The 22,840-nt window shown below is 66.8% G+C and carries 28 protein-coding genes; 19 read left to right on the forward strand and 9 right to left on the reverse strand.

The window, feature by feature from the left end; translation table 11 throughout:
• Positions 1-188: 188 nt before the first annotated feature.
• From hda to ACI2JH_RS09935, 3 genes are read right to left on the reverse strand one after another with little or no spacing between them, the layout of a single operon-like run.
• A complete protein-coding gene (gene hda / locus ACI2JH_RS09925; RefSeq protein WP_042614654.1) occupies positions 189-899 on the reverse strand; it encodes a DnaA regulatory inactivator Hda in 711 nt (236 codons plus the stop codon).
• Entirely contained in the window at positions 896-2,068 is a 1,173-nt protein-coding gene (locus tag ACI2JH_RS09930; RefSeq protein WP_042614653.1) for an AI-2E family transporter, read from the reverse strand. The genes hda and ACI2JH_RS09930 overlap by 4 nt, the downstream gene beginning before the upstream one ends.
• A complete protein-coding gene (locus tag ACI2JH_RS09935) occupies positions 2,065-3,201 on the reverse strand; it encodes a DUF2066 domain-containing protein (protein ID WP_404736103.1) in 1,137 nt (378 codons plus the stop codon). Before ACI2JH_RS09935 ends, ACI2JH_RS09930 begins: the two co-directional genes overlap by 4 nt.
• A gap of 98 nt (positions 3,202-3,299) precedes the next feature.
• On the opposite strand from ACI2JH_RS09935, the gene purM reads away from it, so the two are divergent.
• The 5 genes from purM to ACI2JH_RS09960 all read left to right on the forward strand — a co-directional run bounded on the left by purM (position 3,300) and on the right by ACI2JH_RS09960 (position 7,145).
• Positions 3,300-4,361, forward strand: coding sequence for a phosphoribosylformylglycinamidine cyclo-ligase (gene purM, locus ACI2JH_RS09940; RefSeq protein ID WP_349998545.1), 1,062 nt, complete (start codon positions 3,300-3,302; stop codon positions 4,359-4,361).
• A 137-nt stretch (positions 4,362-4,498) separates the two neighbouring features.
• Positions 4,499-4,936, forward strand: a complete 438-nt coding sequence (locus ACI2JH_RS09945; RefSeq protein ID WP_157825128.1) for a hypothetical protein — start codon at positions 4,499-4,501, stop codon at positions 4,934-4,936.
• Entirely contained in the window at positions 4,933-5,595 is a 663-nt protein-coding gene (gene purN / locus ACI2JH_RS09950; protein WP_404736104.1) for a phosphoribosylglycinamide formyltransferase, read from the forward strand. Before ACI2JH_RS09945 ends, purN begins: the two co-directional genes overlap by 4 nt.
• 66 nt (positions 5,596-5,661) lie before the next feature.
• Complete coding sequence (locus ACI2JH_RS09955; RefSeq protein ID WP_349998547.1) at positions 5,662-6,459, forward strand: DUF3108 domain-containing protein; 798 nt, start codon at positions 5,662-5,664, stop codon at positions 6,457-6,459.
• Positions 6,460-6,461: 2 nt separating this feature from the next.
• Positions 6,462-7,145 (forward strand): DUF3108 domain-containing protein, encoded by a 684-nt coding sequence (locus tag ACI2JH_RS09960; protein WP_101100818.1) that lies wholly within the window; start codon positions 6,462-6,464, stop codon positions 7,143-7,145.
• A 235-nt stretch (positions 7,146-7,380) separates the two neighbouring features.
• Here the strand turns inward: ACI2JH_RS09960 and ACI2JH_RS09965 are convergent, their stop codons facing one another.
• Genes ACI2JH_RS09965 through ACI2JH_RS09975 form a run of 3 tightly spaced genes read right to left on the reverse strand, consistent with a single transcriptional unit; the run spans position 7,381 to position 9,200 of the window.
• Positions 7,381-7,680, reverse strand: a complete 300-nt coding sequence (locus ACI2JH_RS09965; RefSeq protein ID WP_182657382.1) for an EF-hand domain-containing protein — start codon at positions 7,678-7,680, stop codon at positions 7,381-7,383.
• Positions 7,677-8,948 (reverse strand): UDP-N-acetylglucosamine 1-carboxyvinyltransferase, encoded by a 1,272-nt coding sequence (gene murA, locus ACI2JH_RS09970; protein ID WP_101100820.1) that lies wholly within the window; start codon positions 8,946-8,948, stop codon positions 7,677-7,679. Before murA ends, ACI2JH_RS09965 begins: the two co-directional genes overlap by 4 nt.
• A gap of 21 nt (positions 8,949-8,969) precedes the next feature.
• Positions 8,970-9,200 carry a BolA family protein gene (locus ACI2JH_RS09975; RefSeq protein ID WP_005408396.1) on the reverse strand — a complete coding sequence of 77 codons (231 nt, stop codon included), beginning with the start codon at positions 9,198-9,200 and terminating at the stop codon, positions 8,970-8,972.
• A 53-nt stretch (positions 9,201-9,253) separates the two neighbouring features.
• Between ACI2JH_RS09975 and ACI2JH_RS09980 the strand changes: the two genes are divergently transcribed.
• The 14 genes from ACI2JH_RS09980 to ACI2JH_RS10045 all read left to right on the forward strand — a co-directional run bounded on the left by ACI2JH_RS09980 (position 9,254) and on the right by ACI2JH_RS10045 (position 20,194).
• On the forward strand, positions 9,254-10,279 hold the full coding sequence (locus ACI2JH_RS09980; RefSeq protein WP_404736105.1) for a KpsF/GutQ family sugar-phosphate isomerase: 1,026 nt from the start codon (positions 9,254-9,256) through the stop codon (positions 10,277-10,279).
• A 61-nt stretch (positions 10,280-10,340) separates the two neighbouring features.
• On the forward strand, positions 10,341-10,889 hold the full coding sequence (locus ACI2JH_RS09985) for an HAD family hydrolase (protein ID WP_042614645.1): 549 nt from the start codon (positions 10,341-10,343) through the stop codon (positions 10,887-10,889).
• Complete coding sequence (lptC, locus tag ACI2JH_RS09990; protein WP_101100823.1) at positions 10,886-11,446, forward strand: LPS export ABC transporter periplasmic protein LptC; 561 nt, start codon at positions 10,886-10,888, stop codon at positions 11,444-11,446. The genes ACI2JH_RS09985 and lptC overlap by 4 nt, the downstream gene beginning before the upstream one ends.
• Positions 11,447-11,514: 68 nt before the next feature.
• Positions 11,515-12,024 (forward strand): lipopolysaccharide transport periplasmic protein LptA, encoded by a 510-nt coding sequence (gene lptA, locus ACI2JH_RS09995; RefSeq protein ID WP_042614643.1) that lies wholly within the window; start codon positions 11,515-11,517, stop codon positions 12,022-12,024.
• Positions 12,024-12,743 carry an LPS export ABC transporter ATP-binding protein gene (gene lptB, locus ACI2JH_RS10000; protein WP_404736106.1) on the forward strand — a complete coding sequence of 240 codons (720 nt, stop codon included), beginning with the start codon at positions 12,024-12,026 and terminating at the stop codon, positions 12,741-12,743. The genes lptA and lptB overlap by 1 nt, the downstream gene beginning before the upstream one ends.
• 82 nt (positions 12,744-12,825) lie before the next feature.
• Entirely contained in the window at positions 12,826-14,223 is a 1,398-nt protein-coding gene (locus ACI2JH_RS10005) for an RNA polymerase factor sigma-54 (RefSeq protein WP_404736163.1), read from the forward strand.
• Between the two features lie 54 nt (positions 14,224-14,277).
• Positions 14,278-14,610, forward strand: a complete 333-nt coding sequence (gene hpf / locus ACI2JH_RS10010) for a ribosome hibernation-promoting factor, HPF/YfiA family (RefSeq protein ID WP_042614640.1) — start codon at positions 14,278-14,280, stop codon at positions 14,608-14,610.
• A 21-nt stretch (positions 14,611-14,631) separates the two neighbouring features.
• Positions 14,632-15,084, forward strand: coding sequence for a PTS sugar transporter subunit IIA (locus ACI2JH_RS10015; RefSeq protein ID WP_042614639.1), 453 nt, complete (start codon positions 14,632-14,634; stop codon positions 15,082-15,084).
• On the forward strand, positions 15,081-16,031 hold the full coding sequence (gene hprK / locus ACI2JH_RS10020) for an HPr(Ser) kinase/phosphatase (RefSeq protein WP_101100825.1): 951 nt from the start codon (positions 15,081-15,083) through the stop codon (positions 16,029-16,031). The genes ACI2JH_RS10015 and hprK overlap by 4 nt, the downstream gene beginning before the upstream one ends.
• An 89-nt stretch (positions 16,032-16,120) precedes the next feature.
• A complete protein-coding gene (rapZ, locus tag ACI2JH_RS10025) occupies positions 16,121-17,002 on the forward strand; it encodes an RNase adapter RapZ (RefSeq protein ID WP_042614637.1) in 882 nt (293 codons plus the stop codon).
• 160 nt (positions 17,003-17,162) lie between these two features.
• A complete protein-coding gene (locus ACI2JH_RS10030; RefSeq protein WP_101100826.1) occupies positions 17,163-17,555 on the forward strand; it encodes a PTS sugar transporter subunit IIA in 393 nt (130 codons plus the stop codon).
• Positions 17,548-17,817 (forward strand): HPr family phosphocarrier protein, encoded by a 270-nt coding sequence (locus tag ACI2JH_RS10035; RefSeq protein ID WP_042614635.1) that lies wholly within the window; start codon positions 17,548-17,550, stop codon positions 17,815-17,817. Before ACI2JH_RS10030 ends, ACI2JH_RS10035 begins: the two co-directional genes overlap by 8 nt.
• 2 nt (positions 17,818-17,819) lie before the next feature.
• Positions 17,820-19,577, forward strand: coding sequence for a phosphoenolpyruvate--protein phosphotransferase (gene ptsP / locus ACI2JH_RS10040; protein ID WP_101100827.1), 1,758 nt, complete (start codon positions 17,820-17,822; stop codon positions 19,575-19,577).
• 170 nt (positions 19,578-19,747) lie between these two features.
• On the forward strand, positions 19,748-20,194 hold the full coding sequence (locus ACI2JH_RS10045) for an REP-associated tyrosine transposase (RefSeq protein ID WP_404736107.1): 447 nt from the start codon (positions 19,748-19,750) through the stop codon (positions 20,192-20,194).
• 90 nt (positions 20,195-20,284) lie between these two features.
• Here ACI2JH_RS10045 and ACI2JH_RS10050 read toward each other — a convergent pair whose 3' ends face one another.
• The 3 genes from ACI2JH_RS10050 to mgtE form a co-directional block, all read right to left on the reverse strand.
• The gene (locus ACI2JH_RS10050; RefSeq protein ID WP_404736108.1) at positions 20,285-21,085 is read right to left on the reverse strand and encodes a prolyl oligopeptidase family serine peptidase; all 801 of its coding nucleotides are present in this window, start codon (positions 21,083-21,085) and stop codon (positions 20,285-20,287) included.
• A gap of 70 nt (positions 21,086-21,155) precedes the next feature.
• A complete protein-coding gene (locus tag ACI2JH_RS10055) occupies positions 21,156-21,422 on the reverse strand; it encodes a hypothetical protein (RefSeq protein WP_101100830.1) in 267 nt (88 codons plus the stop codon).
• 12 nt (positions 21,423-21,434) lie between these two features.
• Positions 21,435-22,796 (reverse strand): magnesium transporter, encoded by a 1,362-nt coding sequence (gene mgtE / locus ACI2JH_RS10060; RefSeq protein WP_042614633.1) that lies wholly within the window; start codon positions 22,794-22,796, stop codon positions 21,435-21,437.
• Positions 22,797-22,840 lie beyond the last annotated feature (44 nt).

Below are 22,840 nucleotides of genomic sequence, written 5' to 3' on the forward strand. Positions count from 1 at the left end.
CGGGGTGGCTGTGCAGGACCGTCTTTTCGCATGGATGCGAAAAGCGAGCCTCCATGGACGGATTCACGGCGTGTCCTGCACAGCCACCCCGCCCCGCCAACGCATAGCCGTGCAGGCTGTTGACGTTGCCGTTGCTCCGGCTTGAAAAAAGCAGGCCGCCGGGCTGCAAGCCCGGCATCGTCCACCGCTCAGTAACGCGGCCGGCCGTCTTCCAGTACCTGGCGCAGGAACGGCACGGTGATCCGCCGCTTGGCCGCCAGCGACTCGCGGTCCAGCCAGTCCATCAGCGTGATCAGCCCACCCAGCTCGCGCCCGGAGTGGGACAGCAGCCATTCGATGGAGGCTTCGTCGATGGACAGACCACGGCGCAACGCGCGGTCACGCAGCACCGCCGCACGCCCCTCTTCGTCCAGCGCCTGCAGCACCACGCGCACGCACTGCCCCAACCGTGAACGCAGGTCCGGCAACACCAGCCCCAGCTCGGCCGGCGCCGCCTGCGCGGTGTACATCACTGCCGTACCGGCAGCGCGCGCACGATTGTGGAAATCGAACAGCGCCACCTCGTCATCGCGCCCACCGGCCACCGCGTCCAGCCCATCCAGCACCACCAGATCGCGCTGCTCCAGCCCTTCCAGCACCGCACGCACCCGCCCCACCACCGCGCTCAGCGGCACGTAGGTCGGGGTGCGCCCGGCCTGTTCGGCGTTGGAGCACATCGCCAGGGCCTGGTGGGTCTTGCCGGTGCCGGCCGCGCCTTCCAGGTACACCCAGTCCGGGCTGGCGCCCACGGCGATCGCACGCAGCTGCGCCAGCGCACCATCCGGTGCGCCGATGAAGGTCTCCAGTCGCTCGTCCTGCGGGTAATGCAGGGCCAACGGCAGCTGCGGTACTGCGCTCACTTCGGTTCCGGCCCCTTCGGCGCGCCGTCGACGATGATGACCTGCTTGTCGATGTAGGAATCGAGCACGATCGACGGCTTCTCACCGGCATACAGCTCGCTTTCGCGGTAGCGCTGGTGGGCATAGCGCAGCAGCACGTTGCTCACCGCCGCCACCGGCAACGCCAGCAGCATGCCGAGGAAACCGAACAGCTGGCCACCGGCCATCACCGCGAAGATCACCGCCACCGGATGCAGGCCGATCTTGTCGCCGACGATGCGCGGGGTCAGCACGTAGCTTTCCAGCAGCTGGCCCACGGTGAACACCACGCCGACCAGCAGCAGCAGCTTCAGGTCGAAGCCCTGCGACTGCACCAGTGCAGCGATCACCGCCATCAGGATGCCGGTGGTGGCGCCCAGGTAGGGAATGAAACTGATCAGCCCGGCGATGATGCCGATCAACAGGCCCAGGTTCAGGCCGACCATCGTCAGGCCACCGGCGTAGATCACGCCCAGCGCGATCATCACCAGGAACTGGCCACGGATGAACGCGCCGAGCACATCGTTGGACTCGCGCGCCAGCTGGGTGATCGTGCCCACGTGGTTGCGCGGGATGACCGAACGCACGCGCTCGACCAGCAGGTCCCAGTCACGCAGGAAGTAGAACGCCAGGATCGGCAGCAGCAGCAGGTTGACCACCCAGGTCACCATCGCAAAGCCGGAACGCTGCACATACCCGAAAAACTGCTTGGCCACCCCGCCGGCCTGCTGCCAGTGGCTGCGGATGTACTCCATCACCCGGTCCGAATCCAGCCACTGCATCACTTCCAGGCCGGTCTTCTGTTCGAACCAGGGAATGCCCTTCTCCATCAGCCAGGCCTGGGCCTGCGGCGCGGAAGCGATCAAGGTGCTGATCTGGCGCTCGATCATCGGCACCAGGATCAACAGCAGCGCGGTGATCACCAGCACCATCGCCACGAACACCAGGATCACGCCGGTATTGCGCGAACGCCCGGTGGCCTCGATCCGGTCCACCAGCGGATCGCCCAGCCAGGCCAGCGCCAGCGCCAGCACGAAGGGGGTCAGGATGGGCGCCAGCAGCCAGACCACCCAGCCGATCAGCAACGCGACCGCGACGAACTTGACGCGGCGCAGGAACAGGGCGATTTCCGCCTCCGGAGTGTGGATCATCGCAGGCGGTACTCGTTGCTGGCCGGGGCCGGATTCTGTTCATCACCGTCCAGGGTGATCGCCACCGGGGCGACCGGCACCAGCACGCCGTCCTCGCCCAGCATGCGGTTCAACCCGGCAAGGCCGGTGGTCATTTCAAGGCTCAGTTCCAGCCGGTTGCCCACTGCGCGCAGCGGGATGATGTTGCGCACCACCGGCACCTCGCGCAGGCCGGCGGCCAGCCGCATGTAGTCGTCGGCGCTGTCGATCCCGGTCACCACGATGCGGTAGGTGCCGGCCTGGCCGGTTGCCGCGCCGGGCTTGGCATAACGGCGCACCAGCGCGTCGGCCGCGCCGTCGGCACCGCCGGCCATCGCACGCATGGCGTTGGCATCCTTGGTGGTCCATTTGTTCAGTTCCCGGCCGTTGTCGACGAACACCCAGTCCGCCGTCCAGCCGCCATCCGCGCGCGACAGCTTGCCGATCAGCTGCATCGGCGGGGCGTAACGGGCCGACGCCCGCGCCACCGCGGCGGTGTCCTGGCGCCAGATCGCACCCACCAGCGCCTGTTCGGCCGTACTGCCGGTCGGCAGGCCCAGCTTGAAGCCGCGTTCCACCGCGCGCGCCAGTATCGGGCGCACCGCGTTGGCCTGCTGCACGGTCACCAGCCGCGGGCCGCTGCCGTCGTCGATGGCCAGCCACAGCACCGGCTTCGGGCGCGGCTGCGGCCACAGCGGCAGGCCCAGCGCGGCGACCATCGCATCCACGTCGTCTTCGCGGAAACGGGCGACCAACAGGGTGCGGAAGTTAGGCGCACCACTGGCGCTGGTGCTCTGGTCCTGCTTGTAGTCGTAGCTCTGCACGTAATCCTTGGCATTGCGCAGGGCCTGCACCACGCCCGGACGGGCGGTGATGTTGCGGTCGCCGGACAATTTGCCCAGCACCTCGGCCAGCGCGCGCGACAAGCCGCCGTTGCGATCGGCGTCGCTCTGGCCCCGGACCGGGACCTCGGCCTCGTAGGCGCCGCTGGCGGTGGCCACGTCCCCTTCGGTGCGCAGGCCGCTCTGGGCCAGGGCGGCAAAGGGCAGGCACGCCGCGAGGAGCATGATGAGGAACGTGGTCCTGAGGGGGCTGCGGGGCATCTGGACTTCCATTGGCTCGACGTATCCGGGGAGATTGTTGCCCGAATAGGGTCTTTGCGCCAACGTGGCCTGTTAAAATCGCCGTCTCACCCTTGCCAGCGCCGACGCCCGTGACCAACAGCCCGTCCTCCGCCCCTACGCCCCTCACCTACCGTGACGCGGGTGTCGACATCGATGCCGGCAACGAACTGGTCGAGCGCATCAAGCCGCTGGTCAAGCGCAGCTTCCGCCCTGAGGTAATGGGCGGACTGGGCGGCTTCGGTGCCCTGTTCGACCTGTCCAACAAGTACCGCGAGCCGGTGCTGGTGTCCGGTACCGACGGCGTCGGCACCAAGCTGAAACTGGCCCAGCAGCTGGGCCGCCACGACACCATCGGCATCGATCTGGTCGCCATGTGCGTGAACGACGTGCTGGTACAGGGCGCCGAGCCACTGTTCTTCCTGGATTATTTCGCCACCGGCAAGCTGGACATCGACACCGCCGCGGCGGTCGTGGGCGGCATCGCCAACGGCTGCACCGAGGCCGGCTGCGCGCTGATCGGCGGTGAGACCGCTGAAATGCCCGACATGTATGCCCCGGGCGAGTACGACCTGGCCGGCTTCACCGTGGCCGGCGTGGAAAAGAGCGAACTGAAGGATGGCGCCAGCGTTGCCGAAGGCGACGTGCTGATCGGCATCGCCTCCTCCGGCCCGCATTCGAACGGCTATTCGCTGGTGCGCCGCATCTACGACCGCGCTGGGCAGCCGGCCGATCTGCTGCTGGACGACGGCGTGAAGCTGGTCGATGCGCTGATGGCGCCGACCCGCCTGTACGTGAAGCCGATCCTGGCCCTGCTCAAGACCCACGGCGAGGCGATCCACGGCATGGCCCACGTCACCGGCGGTGGCCTGACGGAAAACATCATCCGCGTGGTGCCCGACGGCCTGGGCCTGGACATCGACGCCCGCAGCTGGACCCTGCCGCCGGTGTTCCAGTGGCTGCAGCGCGAAGGCGCGGTGGCCGATGCCGAAATGTGGCGCACCTTCAACTGCGGCATCGGCTTCGTGCTGATCGTCGCCGCCGACCAGGTCGCCGCCGTGGCCGAGGCCGCCGGCGCACAGGGCCTGCAGCACTGGACCATCGGCAAGGTCGTGCCGGCCGTGGAAGGCGCCGAGCGCGTCCACATCGGCTGACAAGCGGCTCCCTGCCGGTAGCGCCGAGCCATGCCCGGCGAGCGCAGCGGGAGCGTCCAGACACTCCGCCGAGCATGGCTCGGCGCTACCGAAGCCGGGTGTTACCCGGCGCCTGCAAGGCCATCAAAGAGACCTCCATGTCCGCCACGCCTCCCCCCCTGCACGCCCCGCGTGGTTGGACGTCGATGCAGGTCGATTCGCACCTGCACACGCTGAAGATCCTGTTCTATGTGCTGGGGGGTTTCGAACTCCTCCTCGCCGCTTTCCTGCTGCTGGTGACCCTCGCCGGCTATGTCAGCGAGCCGCCCGGCAGTGGTCCGGAGGCCGCCCCGTGGCTGCTGTTCATCGTGATGGGCATCGCTTCGGCGGTGTACGTCGTGCTGGGCGGATTGAGCCTGCAGGCCGCCCGCTGCCTGGGCGCGCGTCGCCGGCACCGGCTGTGCCTGGTCGTGGCGGGGCTCGCCTGCCTGACCGGTGCCCTGGGCATCGCGCTGACCGTCTACGCGCTGTGGGCGCTGCTGCGCCCGGAGGTCGTCGCCAGCTTCCCGGACGGCGCGCCCAAGGTCGCGGCATGACCGCAAGCACGCGCATCGCGGTGCTTGCCTCCGGGCGCGGCAGCAACCTGCAGGCGATCCTGGATGCCATCGCGCAGGGAGAATTGCAGGCCGAGGTGGTGGGGGTGTTCTCCGACCGCCGCGATGCACAGGCCCTGCAGCGCGTACCGGCTGCGCAGCGCTGGGCAGCAGCGCCGCGCGACTTTGCCGACCGTGCCGCCTACGAGGCCGCGCTGGGCGACGCGATCGCCGCCAGCGCGCCCGACTGGATCGTCTGCGCCGGCTACATGCGCATCCTGGGCGAGGCGTTCGTGGCCCGCTTCGATGGCAAGCTGGTCAACATCCACCCTTCCCTGCTGCCCCTGTACAAGGGCCTGCACACGCATGCGCGGGCGCTGGAAGCCGGAGATACGCAGCACGGGGCCAGCGTCCACTTCGTGGTGCCCGAGCTGGATGCCGGCAGCGTGCTGGCGCAGGCGCGCGTTGACGTACTCCCCGGTGATTCGCCGGAAACGCTGGCCGCGCGGGTACTGGCCGTGGAGCACCCGCTGCTGATCGCAAGCCTGCAGCTGCTGGCCAGCGGCCGCGTAACTGAACAGAACGCTCAGCTCCAGCTCGACGGTCACCCCCTTTTCAGCCCGCTGGTCCTAGATTCGGCGCGCATGCTGCAACCTGCCTGAGTTGCTGAACACGCGCTGCTGACCCAGGCGCTGGCATGCTTCCCTTCTCTCTTGTTGCTGGCTGGTATGAAGAACACGACGCTGCTCCGTCCCGCGCTGTTGCTGTCTGCCCTGTTCTGCCTGGCGGCGCTGCCTTCGGCTGCGCAACAGGTACCGGAGCCCGCACCCGCCGCGCCGGCCGTGCCCGCGCTGCCCGCGTTGGCCTGGGAACCGCCCGCACTGGAACCGTTCACCGCCACCTACCAGGCCTTCTACAAGGGCAAGGAAGCAGGCGACGCCACCATGCGCGTCACCCATGCCGGTGGCACGCAGTGGCGGGTGGACATGCAGGTGGTCGGCCGCCGCGGCTTCGCCAGCGTGCTGGGCCTGAACCTGGAACAGAGCACCGTGTTCGAGAACCAGGGCGGCCAGTACGTGCCGTTGAGCCAGAGCACCGTGCGCAAAGGCCTGTTCCTTGGCAAGAAAGTCACCGGCACCTATGACTGGCAGGCCGGCACGGCGCGCTGGACGGGCGATCTGAAAAAAGAACGCACCCAGCCGATTCCGCTGCAGGCTGGTGACCAGAGCGCGCTGCTGTTGAACCTGGCGATCATGCGCGACGCCCGCCCCGGCAGCGCGATGCATTACCGCTACGTCGACGTGGGCCGCGTGCGCCAGCACGATTACCAGTCTGCCAGCGCCACCGAAAGCGTGCAGGTGGGCGAGCTGTCCTACGACGCGCTGCGCGTGGCGCGCACCAATGGCGGCAACGACGAAACCATCCTGTGGATCGCCAACGGCGTACCGACGCCGGTGCGTATCCTGCAACGCAAAGATGGCCAGGACTACATCGACCTGCGCCTCATCGAATACCAAGGAGTCTGAGCATGACCACGTTCCAACGCCCGCTGACCTGGATCGCCGCTGCCGCCCTGTCGGTAGCCAGCCTGCCAGCGATGGCACTGCAGCCGTTCAAGGCCGATTACCTCGCCAGCTACATGGGCATGCAGGCCAACGGCACGATGACCCTGGCCAGCGAAGGCGCCGGCAAGTGGCGTTACAGCCTGAAGGTGAAAAACCAGCTGGCCGACCTGAGCCAGAGCACCGTGTTCGAGGAAGCCAACGGTCGCCTGCGTCCGCTGAGCAGCCAGGACAGTTCCGTGCTGCTGGTAAAGAAGCGCAACGTGCAGGCCAACTACAACTGGACCAGCAACCAGGCCACCTGGACCGGCGACATCAAGCCGGACCGTGCAGGACCGGTGGCGCTGAAGGCCGGCGACATGGATGCGCTGCTGATCAACCTGGCGATCGCGCGCGACCTGGCCGCCGGCAGGCCGCTGAACTACCGCATGGTGGACGAGGGCCGGATCAAGCCGATGAGCTACCGCGTGGTCGGCAAGGAAGCGGTCACCGTGGCCGGCAAGAGCTACGAAGCGACCAAGGTGTCGCGCGTGGATGGCAACAAGGAACTGATCGCCTGGATCGTGCCGGAGTTCCCGGTACCGGCGCGCCTGTTGCAGCGCGAAAGCGGCAAGGACGCGCTGGACCTGACCATCAAGGGTCTGAACTGAACGACATCAGGCGCTGTGGTGGGTGATCAAGCGCTGTGGTGGGTGTGAGGCGCTGTGGTGGGTGTGAGGCGCTGTGGTGGGTGTGAGGCGCTGTGGTGGGTGTGAGGGCTGTGGTGGGTGACGACCGTTGGTCGTCACCGCTTTTCAGTGCGAAGAGCGTGACGACCAAAGGTCGTCACCCACACACCCCACAGTCTTCAACCACACGACCAGCGGCCAGCGGCCGTCACGACCTTTATTCGGCCTGGAACACGGTGCGGCAGTCCACGCGGATCTGCTCGCCGGTGCTGCGCCACACGAAGGTGCGGCACTCGCGGTTGCCATCCTTGGTATCGGTCGCGCCCACCGCGTGGAAGGCCTGGATGATCTCGTCACGGGTGACCGTGCCGTCGCCGTTCCAGTCCATGTCCTTCTGCTCCACGCCCTTGGTGATGGCGATGTCGGCGAACCAGGCATAGCCCAGGTAGGCCAGCATCATCAGCACCAGCGCCAGCAGCGCCTTGCGGCGGCGGGTGAACTTGCCGCGCAGGATCATTGCACGCGCCTGATCGTGGCACCGAGCGCGGACAGCTTCTCTTCGATGTTCTCGTAGCCGCGGTCGAGGTGGTAGATGCGATCGATGGTGGTATCGCCATCGGCCATCAGGCCAGCCAGGATCAGCGAGGCCGACGCACGCAGGTCGGTCGCCATCACCGGCGCGCCGCTCAGGCGTTCGGCACCGCGCACGATGGCCGTGTGGCCTTCCACCTGGATGTCCGCGCCCACGCGCAGCAGTTCGTTGACGTGCATGAAACGGTTCTCGAAGATCGTTTCGTTGATCACGCCCACGCCATCGGCCACGCAGTTGAGCGCCATGAACTGCGCCTGCATGTCGGTCGGGAACGCCGGGTACGGCGCGGTGGTCAGGTTGACCGCCTTCGGCCGCTTGCCGTGCATGTCCAGGGTGATGGTATCTGCGGTGGTGCTGATGGTCGCACCGGCTTCGATCAGCTTGGACAGCACCGCTTCCATGGTGTCCGGGCGCGCACGATTCACCGTGACGCTGCCACCGGTCATCGCCGCGGCTACCAGGAAGGTGCCGGTTTCGATGCGGTCCGGCAGCACTTCATGACGGCCGCCGCCGAGCCGCGGCACGCCTTCGATCACCAGCCGGGCGGTGCCCAGGCCTTCGATCTTCGCGCCCAGCGCGATCAGGCAATGCGCCAGGTCGGTGACTTCCGGTTCCATCGCGCAGTTGTCCAGCACGGTGGTGCCCTCGGCCAGCACGGCGGCCATCAGCACGTTCTCGGTGCCGGTCACGCTGACCATGTCGAAGGTGAAGTGACCGCCCTTCAGGCGCTTGGCGCTGGCCTTGATGAAGCCGTTCTCCACGACGATCTCGGCACCGAGCGCCTGCAGGCCCTTGATGTGCTGGTCCACCGGGCGCGAACCGATCGCGCAGCCGCCGGGCAGCGACACTTCGGCTTCGCCGAAGCGGGCCAGCAGCGGGCCCAGCACCAGGATGGAGGCACGCATGGTGCGCACCAGTTCGTAGGGCGCCACGTGCTGGTTGACCGGGCGTGGATCGACCACGATCGCGCTGCCGCGCGACAGCGTGCCCTGGTCGATGGTGACCTTGGCACCCAGTTCGCCCAGCAGCTTCACCGTGGTGACCACGTCGTGCAGGTGCGGCACGTTGGTGATTTCCACCGGCGCATCGGCCAGCAGGGTCGCGCACAGGATGGGCAGGACGGCGTTCTTGGCGCCGGAGATGCTTACTTCACCGTGCAGCGCATTGCCGCCGGTCACAACGATCTTGGCCATGTATCAGGGTCTTTTCCAGGTTCAGCCGGCTTCGGCCGGGGTCACGGTCTTCAGCGCCAGCGCATGGATAGCGCCGCCCATCAGATCGCCCAGGGTGGCATACACCATGCGGTGGCGGGCCAGCGGCATCTTGCCGGCGAAGGCCTCGCAGACCACGGTCGCTTCGAAGTGCACGCCATCGTCGCCCTGCACGTCGGCGCGGGCGCCCGGCAGGCCGGTTTCGATCAGATTGCGGATGGTGTCGGCGTCCAACGGGCTTTCCTAATAAAATGTCCGCACATTCTACTCTGCTGCGTGGCGCTCGCATGGCTGATCCCACCCTGCCCTTCCCTGCTGCCGGCCTGCCGGCCCGCCTTTCCGCCGACCCGGCCGCGCTGGTGGCCAGCGGCAAGCGCGTGTTCCAGATTGAACGCGAAGCCCTGGACGCGGTCGCTGCCGGGCTGGGCGAAGCGTTCCAGCAGGCCTGCCAGCACATCCTGTCCAGCCGCGGGCGGGTGGTGGCCACCGGGATGGGCAAGTCCGGGCACATCGCGCGCAAGATCGCCGCGACCCTGGCCTCCACCGGCACCCCGGCGTTCTACGTGCACCCGGGCGAGGCCGGCCACGGTGACCTGGGCATGATCACCGAAGCCGACGTGGTGCTGGCGCTGTCCTACTCAGGTGAGTCCGACGAGCTGCTGATGCTGCTGCCGGTGCTCAAGCGCCAGGGCAACCTGCTGATTTCCATGACCGGCAAGCCGCAGTCCAGCCTGGCCCGCGCCGCCAATGTCCACCTGGACGTCAGCGTGCCCGCCGAAGCCTGCCCGCTGGCGCTGGCGCCGACCTCCAGCACCACCGCCTCGCTGGCGATGGGCGATGCGCTGGCGGTGGCGCTGCTGGATGCGCGCGGCTTCACCGCCGACGACTTCGCCCGGTCGCACCCGGCCGGCAGCCTCGGCCGCCGCCTGCTGCTGCACATCACCGACGTCATGCACAGCGGCGATGACCTGCCGCGCGTGGATGCCGGCGCCAGCCTCAGCGAGGCCCTGGTGGAGATGAGCCGCAAGCGCCTGGGCATGACCGCCGTGGTCGACGCCGACGGGGTGCTGATCGGCCTGTTCACCGATGGCGACCTGCGCCGGGCACTGGACAGTGAACTGGACGTACGCAGCGCGAAGATCGCCGAGGTGATGACCCGCAGCCCGCGTACCATCGGCGCCGACCAGCTCGCCGTGGAAGCGGCGCGGCTGATGGAAACCCATAAAATCAATGGCCTGGTGGTGGTCGACGACGCCGGGCGCGCGGTCGGCGCGCTGAACATTCATGACCTGTTGCGGGCCCGGGTGGTTTAACCGAACCCACCCCGCCCCCATTCATCCCTTACCGCACGACAACCCGGATACCTGCAACCCAATGCCCTGGTCCCCCCTGCCTGCCTTCCCTGCCCACCTGCATGCCGCTGCCGCGCGCATCCGCCTGGCGTGTTTCGACGTGGACGGCACGCTCACCGATGGTCAGCTTTACTACGACCGTGAAGGCAACGAGAGCAAGGCATATTTCGTGCAGGACGGCCTGGGATTGAAACTGCTGCAGAAGCACGGCATCCACCCCGTGCTCATCACCGCGCGCAACAGCCAGTCGGCGTTGAAGCGCGGCGCGGACCTGGGCATCGACACCCAGATCGCGGTGGGCGACAAGCTGGCCAGCGTGCAGGCCTTGTGCGTTCAGCACGGCATCACCCTGGACCAGGTGGCGTTCATGGGCGATGACCTGCCCGACCTGGGCCCGCTGTGCCATGTGGGACTGGCCGTAGCCCCGGCCAACGCGCATCCGTGGATCGCCGAACGCGTGCACTGGCAGACCCGCGCCGAAGGTGGCCGCGGCGCCGCACGCGAGCTGTGCGACGTGCTGCTGGCCGCGCAGGGCCGCGTGGACGCCGTGCTTGCAGGGTTCGGCGCATGAACTGGCGCACCGCCATCGGCGTGACCCTGCTGGTCGTGGCCATCCTCAGCGGCTGGTCGCTGCTGCGCAACCGCGACAAGGGGCCGCAGGCCATCGTCGACGATGGCAGCGTGGACTACGTGCTGCACGACTTCCAGATCGTCATGCTGGACGATGAAGGCAAGGAATCGACCACGCTGCGCGCGCCGCGGCTGGAGCGCCTGCGTGCCGACCAGACCCTCACCATCGCCACCCCCGTGTTTGAAATGCCCGGCCAGGACGGCAACCACTGGACGATGCGTTCGGAAACCGGCTGGGTCAGTGCCAAGGGCGATGAAATGCGCCTGCGCGGCAACGTCGCCGGTGACAGCCCGACCGTGGGCAACACCCCGCCGACCACGTTCCGCACCACCCATCTGAATGTTTTCCCCAAGGAAAACCGCGCCCGTACCGATGCGCTGGTGACCATGACCCGCCCGGGCATGGAACAGAGCGGCGTCGGGTTCGAGCTGGATTCCAAGAACAACACGTATCATTTCCTCAGCCAGTCCAAGGGCCGCTACCTGCCCCGGCGATGACCCTGCGGCATGCTGCTTCCCTTTTCCGCCTGGCGTGACCAGGCCACCCTCCGGCAGAAACGGACACGATGAAAATCCACCTTGCAGCCCTTTGTGCGCTCAGCCTGATGTTGCCGCTGCTGGCCAGCGCGAAATCCACCGACCGCAACGAACCGATGAACATCGATGCCGGCGCGCAGACCGGCACCCTCACCGGCGACGGCAAGACGCTGATGTCCGGCGGTGTGGTGATCACCCAGGGCTCGCTTGACCTGCGTGCGGCCAATGCCGAGATCCAGATCAAGGGCGGCGAAGCGGTACGGGCGATCTTCACCGGCAAGCAGGCCACCATGCGCCAGCAGATGGACGATGGCACCTGGATGGATGCCACCGCCGACCGCATCGACTACGACATCACCAGCGAGATCATCACCCTGACCGGCAACTACAAGGTCACCAGCGCACGCGGTACCAACGCAGGCCAGCGCATGGTCTACAACACCCGCAGTGGTGAAATGAACAGCGGTGGCGATGGCAGCCGCGTGCGCACCGTCATCCAGCCCAAGAACAAGGCGCCGGCCGCCGGGAGCAGCAAGTAATGCTCATCGCCAAGGGCCTGCGCAAGAGTTACAAGCAGCGCGAAGTGGTCAAGGAGTTCGGCCTGACCCTGGAGGCCGGTGAAGTGGTGGGCCTGCTGGGCCCGAACGGTGCCGGCAAGACCACCTGTTTCTACATGATCGTCGGCTTGGTGGCCGCCGATGCCGGCAGCATCGTGCTGGACGGCAAGGACATCACCAGCGATCCGATGTACACCCGCGCCAAGCAGGGCGTGGGCTATCTTCCGCAGGAACCCTCGGTGTTCCGCAAGCTCACCGTGGCCGACAACATCCGGCTGGTGCTGGAGCTGCGTGATGACCTGGACCGCGCCGGCCGCGAGCGCGAACTGGCCGGCCTGCTGGACGAACTGCAGCTGGGCCATGTCGCCGAACAGCAGGGCGCCAGCCTGTCCGGTGGCGAGCGTCGCCGCTGCGAGATCGCCCGTGCCCTGGCCGCCCGGCCGCGCCTGATCCTGCTCGACGAACCGTTCGCCGGTGTCGACCCGATCTCGGTCGGCGAGATCCAGCGCATCGTCACCCACCTCAAGCAGCGCGGCATCGGCGTGTTGATCACCGACCACAACGTGCGCGAAACCTTGGGAATCTGCGACCGGGCGTATATCCTCGCTGAAGGTACGGTGCTGGCCCAGGGCGCGCCTGCGGACCTGCTGGAAAATGCAGATGTCCGTCGTGTCTACCTGGGAGATTCCTTCAAGCTGTGAAGGCGGCCGCCGGACCCTTCCTTTTACGTTGGGCGGTGGCATGAAGACGCGGTTGCAGACATCGCTGGGGCAGCACCTGGTCATGACGCCACAGCTGCGCCAGGCGATCCGGCTGCTGCAGATGTCCACCACCGAACTGGACGTGGAAATAGCCGAGGCGGTGGAAACCAATCCACTGCTGGACTGGGCGGAGAACGCCGAACCGGTACCCGGCAGCGACCAGCCCACCGAGCAGCCCTCGCCCGACCAGCAGGTGCGCGACAGCGATGAGCGCACCGGCCCCGGCGACGACGACTGGGCACCGGCCGAACTGGACTGGAGTGGCGGTGCCGGCAGCGGCGGCTCCTTCGATGACGATGACCTGGGCAGCGCTGCCGAGCGTGTCGCCGAGACCGAGACCCTCGCCGACCACCTGCTGTGGCAGCTGCATCTGTCGCATCTGTCATCGCGTGACCGCAGCATCGGCGCCGCGTTGATCGATGCGATCGAAGACGACGGCTACCTGCGCGAGACCTTCTCCGGCATTGCCGAAACACTGCTGCCGGCCATCCACGTCGGCGACGACGAAATCCTGACCGTGCTGCACCAGATCCAGCGCTTCGACCCGGTAGGCGTGGGCGCACGCGATCTGGGTGAATGCCTGCGCCTGCAGCTGGACGTGCTGCCGGCCGACACCCCGGCGCTGGCGCTGGCCCGGCAGATCACCGACGGCCCGCTGGAGCGGCTGCCACGCAGTGGCGTGGCCGGCATCGCCCAGGAACTCAAGCAGCCGGTCGCCGACGTGGAGGCGGCAGTGGCCCTGCTGCGCTCGCTGGACCCCCGCCCCGGCACCCAGATCGCCCCGGTCAGCCAGGACACCTACGTGGTACCGGACGTGGTGATCTGGCGCCAGGCCGGCGTCTGGCGGGCCGCGCTGGCCGGCCATGCCGGGCCGAAGGTGATCATCCACCGCGGCTACGAAAGCATGATCCGCCGCTGCGGCGAAGCCGACGCCGGCTACCTGAAGACCCAGCTGCAGGAAGCGCGCTGGCTGCTCAAGGGCCTGGAGGCACGCGGCGAAACGCTGCTGCGGGTGGTGAACAGCCTGTTGCAGCAACAGGCTGGATTCCTGGAGTTCGGCGCGCAGGCGCTGCGTCCGTTGACCCTGCGTGAGATCGCCGGCGAGCTGGGCCTGCACGAGTCCACGGTGTCGCGCGCCATCGCCCGCAAGCACGTGCGCACCCCGCGCGGCACCATCCCGCTGCGCGCCTTCTTCGCCTCGGGCATCGACACCGAAGGCGGCGGCGAAGCCTCCAGCACCGCCATCCAGTCGATGATCCGCCGGCTGATCGACGACGAAAATCCGCGCAAGCCGCTTTCTGACGCCAAGCTGGCTGACCTGCTCAAGACATCCGGCATACCGGTAGCGCGCCGGACCGTGGCGAAGTATCGTGAAGCCATGAACATTTCCGCCTCGCACGAAAGAGTCCGGATCGCCTGACGCATACCGCGCCCGGCGGAGAGGTTCATTGGCAAATCCAAAAGGAGACACCCGATGCGCATTGAAACGTTTGGCAAAGACGTCGAAGTCACCCCGGCCCTGGAAAAGTACGTGGCGGACAAGCTCGCCCGGCCCGGTAAGCACTTCGTCGGCGAACACTGCGAAACTCGGGTCACGTTGAAGCTGCAGAAGAACGAACACCACGTCGATGCCACCGTGAACATCCCCGGCCAGACCCTGCATGCCGAGGCCAGTGGCCAGACCATGTACGCGGCTATCGACATCCTGGCCGACAAAGTGGACCGCCTGCTGACCTCGGAAAAGGAAAAGAAGCAGCAGAAGAAACAGCAGCACGTCCCCCTGCCGTTGAGCGACAATGAAGTCTGATGACTTCACTTTCCCCCTGATATGCCCCTGACCGATCTGATGGCCGCCGTGCAGACCCAGGTCTGCGCGGCTGCCGACCGCGAGAGTGTGCTGCTGGCAGCGGCCCAGCTGCTGGCCTGCCGCCAGGCCAACACCGAACAGATCCACCGCAACCTGTGCGAGCGCGAAGCGCTCGGCAGTACCGCCATCGGTCATGGCATCGCCATCCCGCACGGCCGCGCACCGGCGCTCGAGCGTCCGCGTGGCGCCCTGCTGAAACTGCTGCAACCGGTGGACTTCGGTGGGGATGAGCCGGTCGATCTGGTGTTCGCCATTGCCGTGCCGTCCCATTACACCCACCAGCACCTGATGCTGCTGTCCGAACTTGCCGAGCTGTTCTCCGAGCCGGGCATCCGCCAGGCGCTGCGCGATGCACCCGATGCCGCCGCACTGCGCGCCATCATCGATCTTCCGCCACCGGCGAGTGCCGCATGAATACCAGCATCACCGCACGCGAGCTGTTCGACCAGCAACGCGACCGCCTCGCCCTGCGCTGGGTGGCCGGGCAGAAAGGCGAAAGACGCGAGCTTGAAGCCGGCAATACCGTATCCCGGCGTCCCTCGCTGGCCGGCTACCTCAACGCCATCTACCCCAACAAAGTACAGATCCTCGGCACCGAGGAACTGACCTGGCTGGATTCGCTGGATTCCCGCCACCGATGGGAAACCATCGAAAAGATCATGCAGTCGCACCCGCTGGCGCTGGTCATCACCCGCAACCAGCCCTGCCCGGAAGACCTGCGCGCGGCAGCCGATGAATCCAACACGCCGCTGTGGCTTTCGCCCAAGCGCGGCCACGAACTGCTCAACCACCTGTCCTACCACCTGGCGCGTACGCTGGCGCCGCGGGTGATCCTGCATGGCGTGTTCATGGAGATCTACTCCATCGGCGTGCTGATCACCGGCGAAGCCGGTTCGGGCAAGAGCGAGCTGGCGCTGGAACTGCTCAGCCGCGGCCATCGCCTGGTCGCCGACGATGCGCCGGAGTTCACCCAGATCGCCCCGGACGTGCTCGATGGCACCTGCCCGGAGCTGCTGCAGGACCTGCTGGAAGTACGCGGGCTGGGCGTGCTGAACGTGCGCGAGATGTTCGGTGACACAGCGGTAAAGAAGAACAAGTACCTTCGGCTGATCGTCCACCTGACCAAGCCGATGACCGAACCGAGCGCTTACGGATACGAACGCCTGACCGGCGACTCCGGCACCCGCCACGTACTGGACCTGGACGTGCCGCTGATCACCCTGCCGGTGATGCCCGGCCGCAACCTCTCGGTGCTGACCGAAGCGGCGACCCGGCTGCATATCCTGCGCACCAAGGGAATCGATCCGGCCGCCATGTTCATCGCCCGCCACAGCAACCTGCTCGAACGCCGCACCCCGTAAGCCCGGTAGTGACGGCCGCTGGCGGTGGGTGACGACCGTTGGTCCTCACTGCTCCCCCAATCATCCGCACCCCCAACCAAGAGTCCGCCATGAACCGCCCTGCCCCGTCCGCCCCGACCCTGATCATCATCAGCGGCCTGTCCGGCTCTGGAAAGTCCGTGGCCTTGAAGACCTTCGAGGACCAGGACTACTACTGCTCGGACAACCTGCCGATCGACCTGCTGCCGGCTTTCGTGCGCGGCGTGCTGGGCGCACCCGGCAGTGCCCCGCGGCGGCTGGCGGTGGGCATCGACGTGCGCGGCCAGAGCGACCTGGGCCAGCTTGAACAATGGCGGCAACTGGCCGACGAAGCCGGCGTGCGCGCGCAGCTGCTGTTCTTCGAAGCCAGCGACGAAACGGTGCTCAAGCGCTATGCCGATACCCGCCGACGCCACCCGCTGAGCCAGCTCGGCCTGTCCCTCCCCGAAGCGATCGCCCGCGAGCGCGAACTCACCGCACCGCTGCGCCGCGCGGCCGATGCGATCATCGATACCAGTACGTTGAACGTGCACCAGCTGCGCCGCCGCATCGTCACCGAGTACACGCTGGGCCACACCACGCCGCTGTCGCTGCTGTTCGAATCGTTCGCCTACAAGCGCGGCGTACCGGCCGAGGCCGACTTCGTGTTCGACGCCCGGGTGCTGCCCAATCCGCACTGGGATCCGGAACTGCGCCCGCTGAGCGGCCGCGAAGGCGGGGTGCGTGACTACCTGGAAGCGCAGCCGGAGGTGCAGCGTTACGTCGGCCAGCTGACCGATTTCCTGGACACCTGGCTGCCGAAGCTGGGCAACGACACCCGCAGCTACGTCACCGTGGCCTTCGGTTGCACCGGCGGCAAGCACCGTTCGGTCTTCCTGGCCGAGCGGCTGGCCCGGCATGCCCGCGAACAGGGCTGGAAGGACGTCGCGACCTACCATCGCGAACTCGACTGAAAAAAAGGGGACGGAGGGGATTAAGTCGCATCCGACACCTGGAGTGCCAGATGCGACTTAATCCCCTCCGTCCCCTTTTTGGTTCTGCAGATGAATACGGAACACTGAAGGGCTCTGCGCCCGCTATCGCAGCGTCATGCCGACCTGTTAACGTTCGAGCATGACCTGTGGCATTCTCCTCGTAACACATCCTGGCGTCGGATCGGCCCTGCTTGAGGTGGCGACCCGGCTGCTGCGGCATCTGCCGCTGAAGACTGAAGCGTTCGACGTACCGTTCGATGCGGATCTGGATACCCTGCTCCCGCTCGCTTCGGCCGCCCTGCGGCGGGTGGACGGGGGGGACGGGGTGCTGATCCTGACCGACCTGTACGGTGCCAGCCCCAGCAACCTGGCCGCCCAACTGGCCAGACTGGGAACGCCGGCGCGTCGGGTTGCCGCACTGAGCCTGCCGATGTTGTTGCGTGTGATGAATTATCCGGAACAGGGACTGGATCAACTGCCCGCCACTGCGGCGGCGGGCGCGCGCAATGGAGCGATAGTCGACGATGCTTGAGAAAGAACTCACCGTTACCAACCGCCTGGGCCTGCATGCCCGCGCTACGGCGAAGCTGGTGCAGGAACTTGCACCCTTCCGCTGCAACGTGACCATGGCCGCCAAGGGCCGTGAGATCAACGCCAAGAGCATCATGGGCGTGATGCTGCTGGCCGCCGGCCAGGGCACCCCGGTCACCATCCGCATCAACGGCGAAGACGAACAGGCGGCGATGGATGCCGTGGTCTCGCTGTTCGAACGCCGCTTCGACGAGGACAGCTGAGCATGCCGCGCGCCCGTGCTGGACTGGCACCCACCGGCCTGCGGCCGGTGCAGCTGCTGTCCGGCCACGGCGCGTCACGCGGTACCGCGCTGGGGCGCGCACGGGTGCGCCTGGCGCACGCGCTGGAAGTAGCCGAACAGCGCGTGGCGCCGCAGCACGTGGACAAGGAGCTCAAGCGCCTGCACGTCGCGCTGGATGCCGCGCGCAAGGAAATGCACGACCTGCGCCAGCGCCTGCAAGGTGCGCTGAACCAGGAAGCCGGCGAGTTCCTCGACCTGCATGCACTGCTGCTGGATGATCCGGAACTGTTGTTCGGGCTGGACGAGCTGATCCGCAGTGGTCCCTACAGCGCCGGCTATGCGCTGCGCCTGCAGCGCGACCGCCTGGCCAAGGTCTTCGACGGCATGGACGATGCCTACCTGAAGAGCCGCATGGACGACCTGGACCATGTGATCGGTCGCATCCACGCCTTCCTGCAGCCGGTGCTGCCGCCGGCGGTGAAAGGCCTGGCCGGCGAAATCCTGGTCTGCGACAACATCGCCCCTTCGGAGATGGCCCAGCTGCAGTCGCAGGGCGTGGTGGCCATCGTCACCACGGCCGGCAGCGCGCTGTCGCACAGCGCGATCCTCGCCCGCAGCCTGCACCTGCCGCTGATCGTCAACGTGCCCGGGCTGCTGCAGAAAGTCAGCGATGGCGACGTGCTGATCGTGGATGCCAGCGATGGCAGCATCACCGTCAATCCGCAGGCAGAGAACCTGCGCGACTACCGGGTGCGGCTGAAGGAACATGCGCGCGAACAGCGTGAGCTGGGCCGCCTGCGCAGCAAACCCAGCCGCACCCGCGACCAGGTCGACATCGCCTTGCTGGCCAACGCCGAATCGCTGGAAGACGTGACCCAGGCGCATGCGTTCGGTGCGCAGGGACTGGGCCTTTACCGCACCGAATTCCTGTTCCTGCAGCGCAACGAGCTGCCGGACGAAGAAGAACAGTTCCAGGCCTACCGCGATGCCGCGCTGGGGATGGCCGGCAGGCTGGTGACCATCCGCACGCTGGACCTGGGCGCGGACAAGGCCGACCGCACCGGCCTGACCCTGAGCAACGAAGACAACCCGGCGCTGGGCCTGCGTGGCGTGCGGCTGTCGCTGGCGCGCCCGCTGGTGGCCGATACGCAGCTGCGTGCGATCCTGCGGGCCAGTGCCTACGGCAAGGTGCGCATCCTGATCCCCATGGTCAGCACGCGCGAAGAACTGTTGGCCGTGCGCCGGCGCATGACCCGGTTGACCACTCAGCTGCGCGCCGAAGGCCACGCCGTCAGCGAACGTGTGCCGCTGGGCGCGATGATCGAAGTGCCGGCCGCCGCGTTCGCACTGGAAAGCTTCATCGACCTGGTCGACTTCCTGTCCATCGGCACCAACGACCTGGTGCAGTACCTGCTGGCGGCCGACCGCAACAACGAAGCGCTCGGTGAACTGTATTCGCCCCTGCATCCGGCCGTGCTGCGGCTGCTGAAGCTGGTGATTGAAACCGGCCAGCGCCATCAGATTCCGGTGGCGGTGTGCGGAGAAATCGCCGGTGACGCGCGCCTGGCGCCGATGCTGCTTGCACTCGGCCTGACCGAGTTCAGCCTGCATCCCGGCACCCTGCTGGAAGTGCGCCGCGCGATCCGCGAAAGCGACCTCGGCGAACTGCGCGCCCGCGCCCCGAAGCTGCTCGCCGCCCGCGACCGCCGCAGTATCGAACGCTGGATCAACGGCAACTGACCCCGCCATGCTGTGGTGGGTGACGACCGTTGGTCATCACGCTCTCGCCCTGTGGCTGTCCTGCTTCGGTGGGTGACGACCGTTGGTCGTCACGCTCTTGCCTGGATTCCCACCAGCAGCACGGGATTGCCCTGATTCCAGTCCACAGTCAACGGGATCACGTTCTTCCCATGAGCAGCCATCGACTCCGCAACGGCAGGCGCAGCATCATCGGACAGAGCTACATCCTCACCTTAGTGTGCCACGACCGCCACCGCTGCTTCGATTCCCCAGACGCCGCGCGCATCGTCATCGAGCAGATCGCAGTGATGGAGGCTGGAGTGCTTCTTTCATCCTACGCCTGGGTCGTCATGCCCGATCATGTGCACTGGATGTTCGAACTTATGGATCAATCATTGGGTTACCTGGCCCAGCGATTCAAATCGAGCACGGCCCTGCGTATCCGCCGCGAATGTGGGCATCCTGGTCTGGTCTGGCAAGCGGCATATCATGACCATGCGATACGTTCGGACGAGTCACTGCAGCGCCATGCGATGTATGTCGTGGCCAACCCTGTTCGCGCGGGATTGGCGGAATCGCTCGGAGAGTATCCGTTTGCCTGGGGTCGATGGTTTTAATTCGAAAGCGTGACGACCAACGGTCGTCACCCACCAAAACAAAGCACGGGCGTCACCCACCAGAAGCAGCACGGTCGTCGCCTGCCAGGGTCAGCGCTTCTGCGCCAGCAGCCAGGTCCACATCGCGGTATCGGCATAGGTGGCGTCCCAGGCGTTGTGGTTGCCGTCGGGATACTCGGTGTAGCGTGCATCGGTCGCACCGACGGCCTTGAATGCCGCATGCAGCTTGCGGTCATCGTCGGGCAGCACGACATCATCTTTCGCACCATGGAACATCCAGATCGGCACGTTCTTCAGGCGCTGGGCCAGCGCGGCGTAGGGGTCTGCTTCGTTGGCGACGGCGGCGACGAACAGGGTCTGGCGTTCTTCGCGCGGGGCGATCACCGCGCCACATACCGGCACGATGGCTGCGAACCGGTCCGGCGCGGAAAGCGCGATGTTCCAGCTGCCATAGCCGCCCATCGACATGCCGGTCAGGTACTGCCGCGACGGATCCGCCGAAAATTCGGCCAGCGTGGCATCCAGTGCCGCCAGCGCGACGCGGTTGTTCAGGCCGTCCCATTCCTGGCGGTTGGGCACCTGTGGCAGCACCACCAGCGCCGGGAAGGTGCTGGCGTGCTCGCGCAGGTACGGTCCGATGCCCGCCTTGGTCTGCTTCATGCCGTCGCGGCCACGCTCACCGGACCCATGCAGGAACAGCACCACCGGCAACGGCCCGGCCGCGCGCACGGCATCGGCGGGCACGAACACCTGGTAACGGGACACGTGACCGTCCACGGTAACGCTGCGCGATTCAAATCGCCCAGCCGTGGGGTCCGGTGTGGTGGCACAACCGACCAGCAACATCAGCAGGGTGGCGGCAACGGTGAAGCGCAGCAGCAGGCGATGCATGGCGGATCCTGACAGGATGAAAACGCTTCCATCCTAGCGGCCTGCGCAATCGGCGGCATCGTGCAGTGCATCAGTCCGGGCGCGGGAAACTGGCGATGATCTCCAGCTGCTGCTGGGCTTCTTCATTGCCCGCTGCCGCAGCGGCCTGCACCTGGCCAATATCCGGATGGACCACGATCAGCAGCGGGTTCTCGCAGACCGGGCAGTCGTACTCGGTCACGTCCTCGGCCAGTTCCATCACCATCGCGCGCGAGCTGCCTTTCCACTCGCAGGCTGCGCAGGTGTGCTGCTGGTCGCGCCAGCCGGCCTGGAAATAGTTGTCTACGGTGGTGGCCATGGTCGGTACCGGTCAGTGCAGCAGGATGAGGGTGGCCAGGCCGAGGAAGCTGAAGAAGCCCATGACATCGGTCACCGCCGTCACCACCACGGTACCGGCGACGGCCGGGTCCACGTTCATGCGCTTGAGCATCAGTGGCAGCAGCACGCCGGCCAGTGCGGCGGCACAGAAGTTGATCATCAAGGCCAGGGTGATCACGATCGACAGCAGCCAGCTGTGGAACCAGACAAAGGCGATCAGGCCGACCAGCAGGCCGATCAGGGTGCCGTTGATCATGGCCACCCGCAGTTCTTTCCACAGCAGGATCCTCGCATTGCTGGGGCCCACCTGGCCGAGCGCGATACCGCGCACCATCAGGGTCAGCACCTGCACCGCGGCATTGCCGCCAACGCCGGCGACAATCGGCATCAGCACCGCCAGCGCGACTACTTTCTGCAGGGTCAGTTCGAACTGGCCGATCACGCTGGCGGCGAGGAACGCCGTGCACAGGTTGATGCCCAGCCAGACCACGCGGCCGCGCACGGCGCGCTTGATCGGAGAGAACAGATCTTCTTCTTCGTCCAGGCCGGCCGCGCCAAGTGCCTGGTGCTCGGCCTGCGAACGGATGATATCCACCACGTCATCGATGGTGATGCGGCCGAGCAGGATGTTGTTGTCATCCACCACGGGCGCGGAGACCCAGTCATGATCGGAGAACTGCCGCGCCACTTCATCGGCACTCTCGCCGACGTCGATGGCCGGCTGCTCGTCGTCGATCAATCGGTTGATCGGCGTGGTGTCTTCGTGGGTCACCAGTGCCGCAAGCGAAAGCCGCCCCAGGTACTGATGCCGGCGGCTGACCACGAACAGATGATCGGTGTGGTCGGGCAGTTCGCCGCGCAGGCGCAGGTAGCGCAGCACCACGTCGACATTGACGTCGGCGCGCACGGTCACCACGTCCGGGTTCATCAGGCGGCCGGCGCTGTCCTCGGGATAGGACAGCACCTGTTCCAGCCGCTCGCGGTTTTCGCGGTCCATCGACTTGAGGACTTCGTCGATGACGGTGTCCGGCAGGTCTTCGACCAGGTCGGCAAGGTCATCGATGTCCAGGTCTTCGACCGCGGCGATGATCTCGTCCGGGTCCATGTCCGCCAGCAGGCTTTCACGCACTTCATCGCCGACGTGGACCAGCACCTCGCCGTCGTCTTCCGGGTCCACCAGGCCCCACACCACTTCGCGCTTGCCGGGTGGAAGCGATTCAAGCAGGTTGCCGATTTCGGCCGGGGCCAGCGTGTTGACCAGGCGACGTACGGGGCCCAGTCGACCACTGTCCAGCGCATCGGAAAGCAGGCGCAGCTGGCGCGCGGTCTTGTCGTGGCGTACGGCCTCGGCCATCGGAACTCCCGCAGGAAAGAAAAGGCTGCGATCCTGGAGAGGAT

The organism is Stenotrophomonas sp. NPDC078853, from assembly GCF_044901215.1.
In the GTDB taxonomy this organism is placed as follows: domain Bacteria; phylum Pseudomonadota; class Gammaproteobacteria; order Xanthomonadales; family Xanthomonadaceae; genus Stenotrophomonas; species Stenotrophomonas lacuserhaii.

Bases quoted from the DNA above. Each gene is read 5' to 3' on its own strand.
- ACI2JH_RS09930 (WP_042614653.1), bottom strand. From the start codon at position 2,068: ATGATCCACACTCCGGAGGCGGAAATCGCCCTGTTCCTGCGCCGCGTC.
- ACI2JH_RS09935 (WP_404736103.1), bottom strand. From the start codon at position 3,201: ATGGAAGTCCAGATGCCCCGCAGCCCCCTCAGGACCACGTTCCTCATC.
- ACI2JH_RS09945 (WP_157825128.1), top strand. From the start codon at position 4,499: ATGTCCGCCACGCCTCCCCCCCTGCACGCCCCGCGTGGTTGGACGTCG.
- purN (WP_404736104.1), top strand. From the start codon at position 4,933: ATGACCGCAAGCACGCGCATCGCGGTGCTTGCCTCCGGGCGCGGCAGC.
- ACI2JH_RS09955 (WP_349998547.1), top strand. From the start codon at position 5,662: ATGAAGAACACGACGCTGCTCCGTCCCGCGCTGTTGCTGTCTGCCCTG.
- ACI2JH_RS09960 (WP_101100818.1), top strand. From the start codon at position 6,462: ATGACCACGTTCCAACGCCCGCTGACCTGGATCGCCGCTGCCGCCCTG.
- ACI2JH_RS09965 (WP_182657382.1), bottom strand. From the start codon at position 7,680: ATGATCCTGCGCGGCAAGTTCACCCGCCGCCGCAAGGCGCTGCTGGCG.
- murA (WP_101100820.1), bottom strand. From the start codon at position 8,948: ATGGCCAAGATCGTTGTGACCGGCGGCAATGCGCTGCACGGTGAAGTA.
- ACI2JH_RS09980 (WP_404736105.1), top strand. From the start codon at position 9,254: ATGGCTGATCCCACCCTGCCCTTCCCTGCTGCCGGCCTGCCGGCCCGC.
- ACI2JH_RS09985 (WP_042614645.1), top strand. From the start codon at position 10,341: ATGCCCTGGTCCCCCCTGCCTGCCTTCCCTGCCCACCTGCATGCCGCT.
- lptC (WP_101100823.1), top strand. From the start codon at position 10,886: ATGAACTGGCGCACCGCCATCGGCGTGACCCTGCTGGTCGTGGCCATC.
- lptA (WP_042614643.1), top strand. From the start codon at position 11,515: ATGAAAATCCACCTTGCAGCCCTTTGTGCGCTCAGCCTGATGTTGCCG.
- lptB (WP_404736106.1), top strand. From the start codon at position 12,024: ATGCTCATCGCCAAGGGCCTGCGCAAGAGTTACAAGCAGCGCGAAGTG.
- ACI2JH_RS10005 (WP_404736163.1), top strand. From the start codon at position 12,826: ATGACGCCACAGCTGCGCCAGGCGATCCGGCTGCTGCAGATGTCCACC.
- hpf (WP_042614640.1), top strand. From the start codon at position 14,278: ATGCGCATTGAAACGTTTGGCAAAGACGTCGAAGTCACCCCGGCCCTG.
- ACI2JH_RS10015 (WP_042614639.1), top strand. From the start codon at position 14,632: ATGCCCCTGACCGATCTGATGGCCGCCGTGCAGACCCAGGTCTGCGCG.
- hprK (WP_101100825.1), top strand. From the start codon at position 15,081: ATGAATACCAGCATCACCGCACGCGAGCTGTTCGACCAGCAACGCGAC.
- rapZ (WP_042614637.1), top strand. From the start codon at position 16,121: ATGAACCGCCCTGCCCCGTCCGCCCCGACCCTGATCATCATCAGCGGC.
- ACI2JH_RS10030 (WP_101100826.1), top strand. From the start codon at position 17,163: ATGACCTGTGGCATTCTCCTCGTAACACATCCTGGCGTCGGATCGGCC.
- ACI2JH_RS10035 (WP_042614635.1), top strand. From the start codon at position 17,548: ATGCTTGAGAAAGAACTCACCGTTACCAACCGCCTGGGCCTGCATGCC.
- ptsP (WP_101100827.1), top strand. From the start codon at position 17,820: ATGCCGCGCGCCCGTGCTGGACTGGCACCCACCGGCCTGCGGCCGGTG.
- ACI2JH_RS10045 (WP_404736107.1), top strand. From the start codon at position 19,748: ATGAGCAGCCATCGACTCCGCAACGGCAGGCGCAGCATCATCGGACAG.
- ACI2JH_RS10050 (WP_404736108.1), bottom strand. From the start codon at position 21,085: ATGCATCGCCTGCTGCTGCGCTTCACCGTTGCCGCCACCCTGCTGATG.
- ACI2JH_RS10055 (WP_101100830.1), bottom strand. From the start codon at position 21,422: ATGGCCACCACCGTAGACAACTATTTCCAGGCCGGCTGGCGCGACCAG.
- mgtE (WP_042614633.1), bottom strand. From the start codon at position 22,796: ATGGCCGAGGCCGTACGCCACGACAAGACCGCGCGCCAGCTGCGCCTG.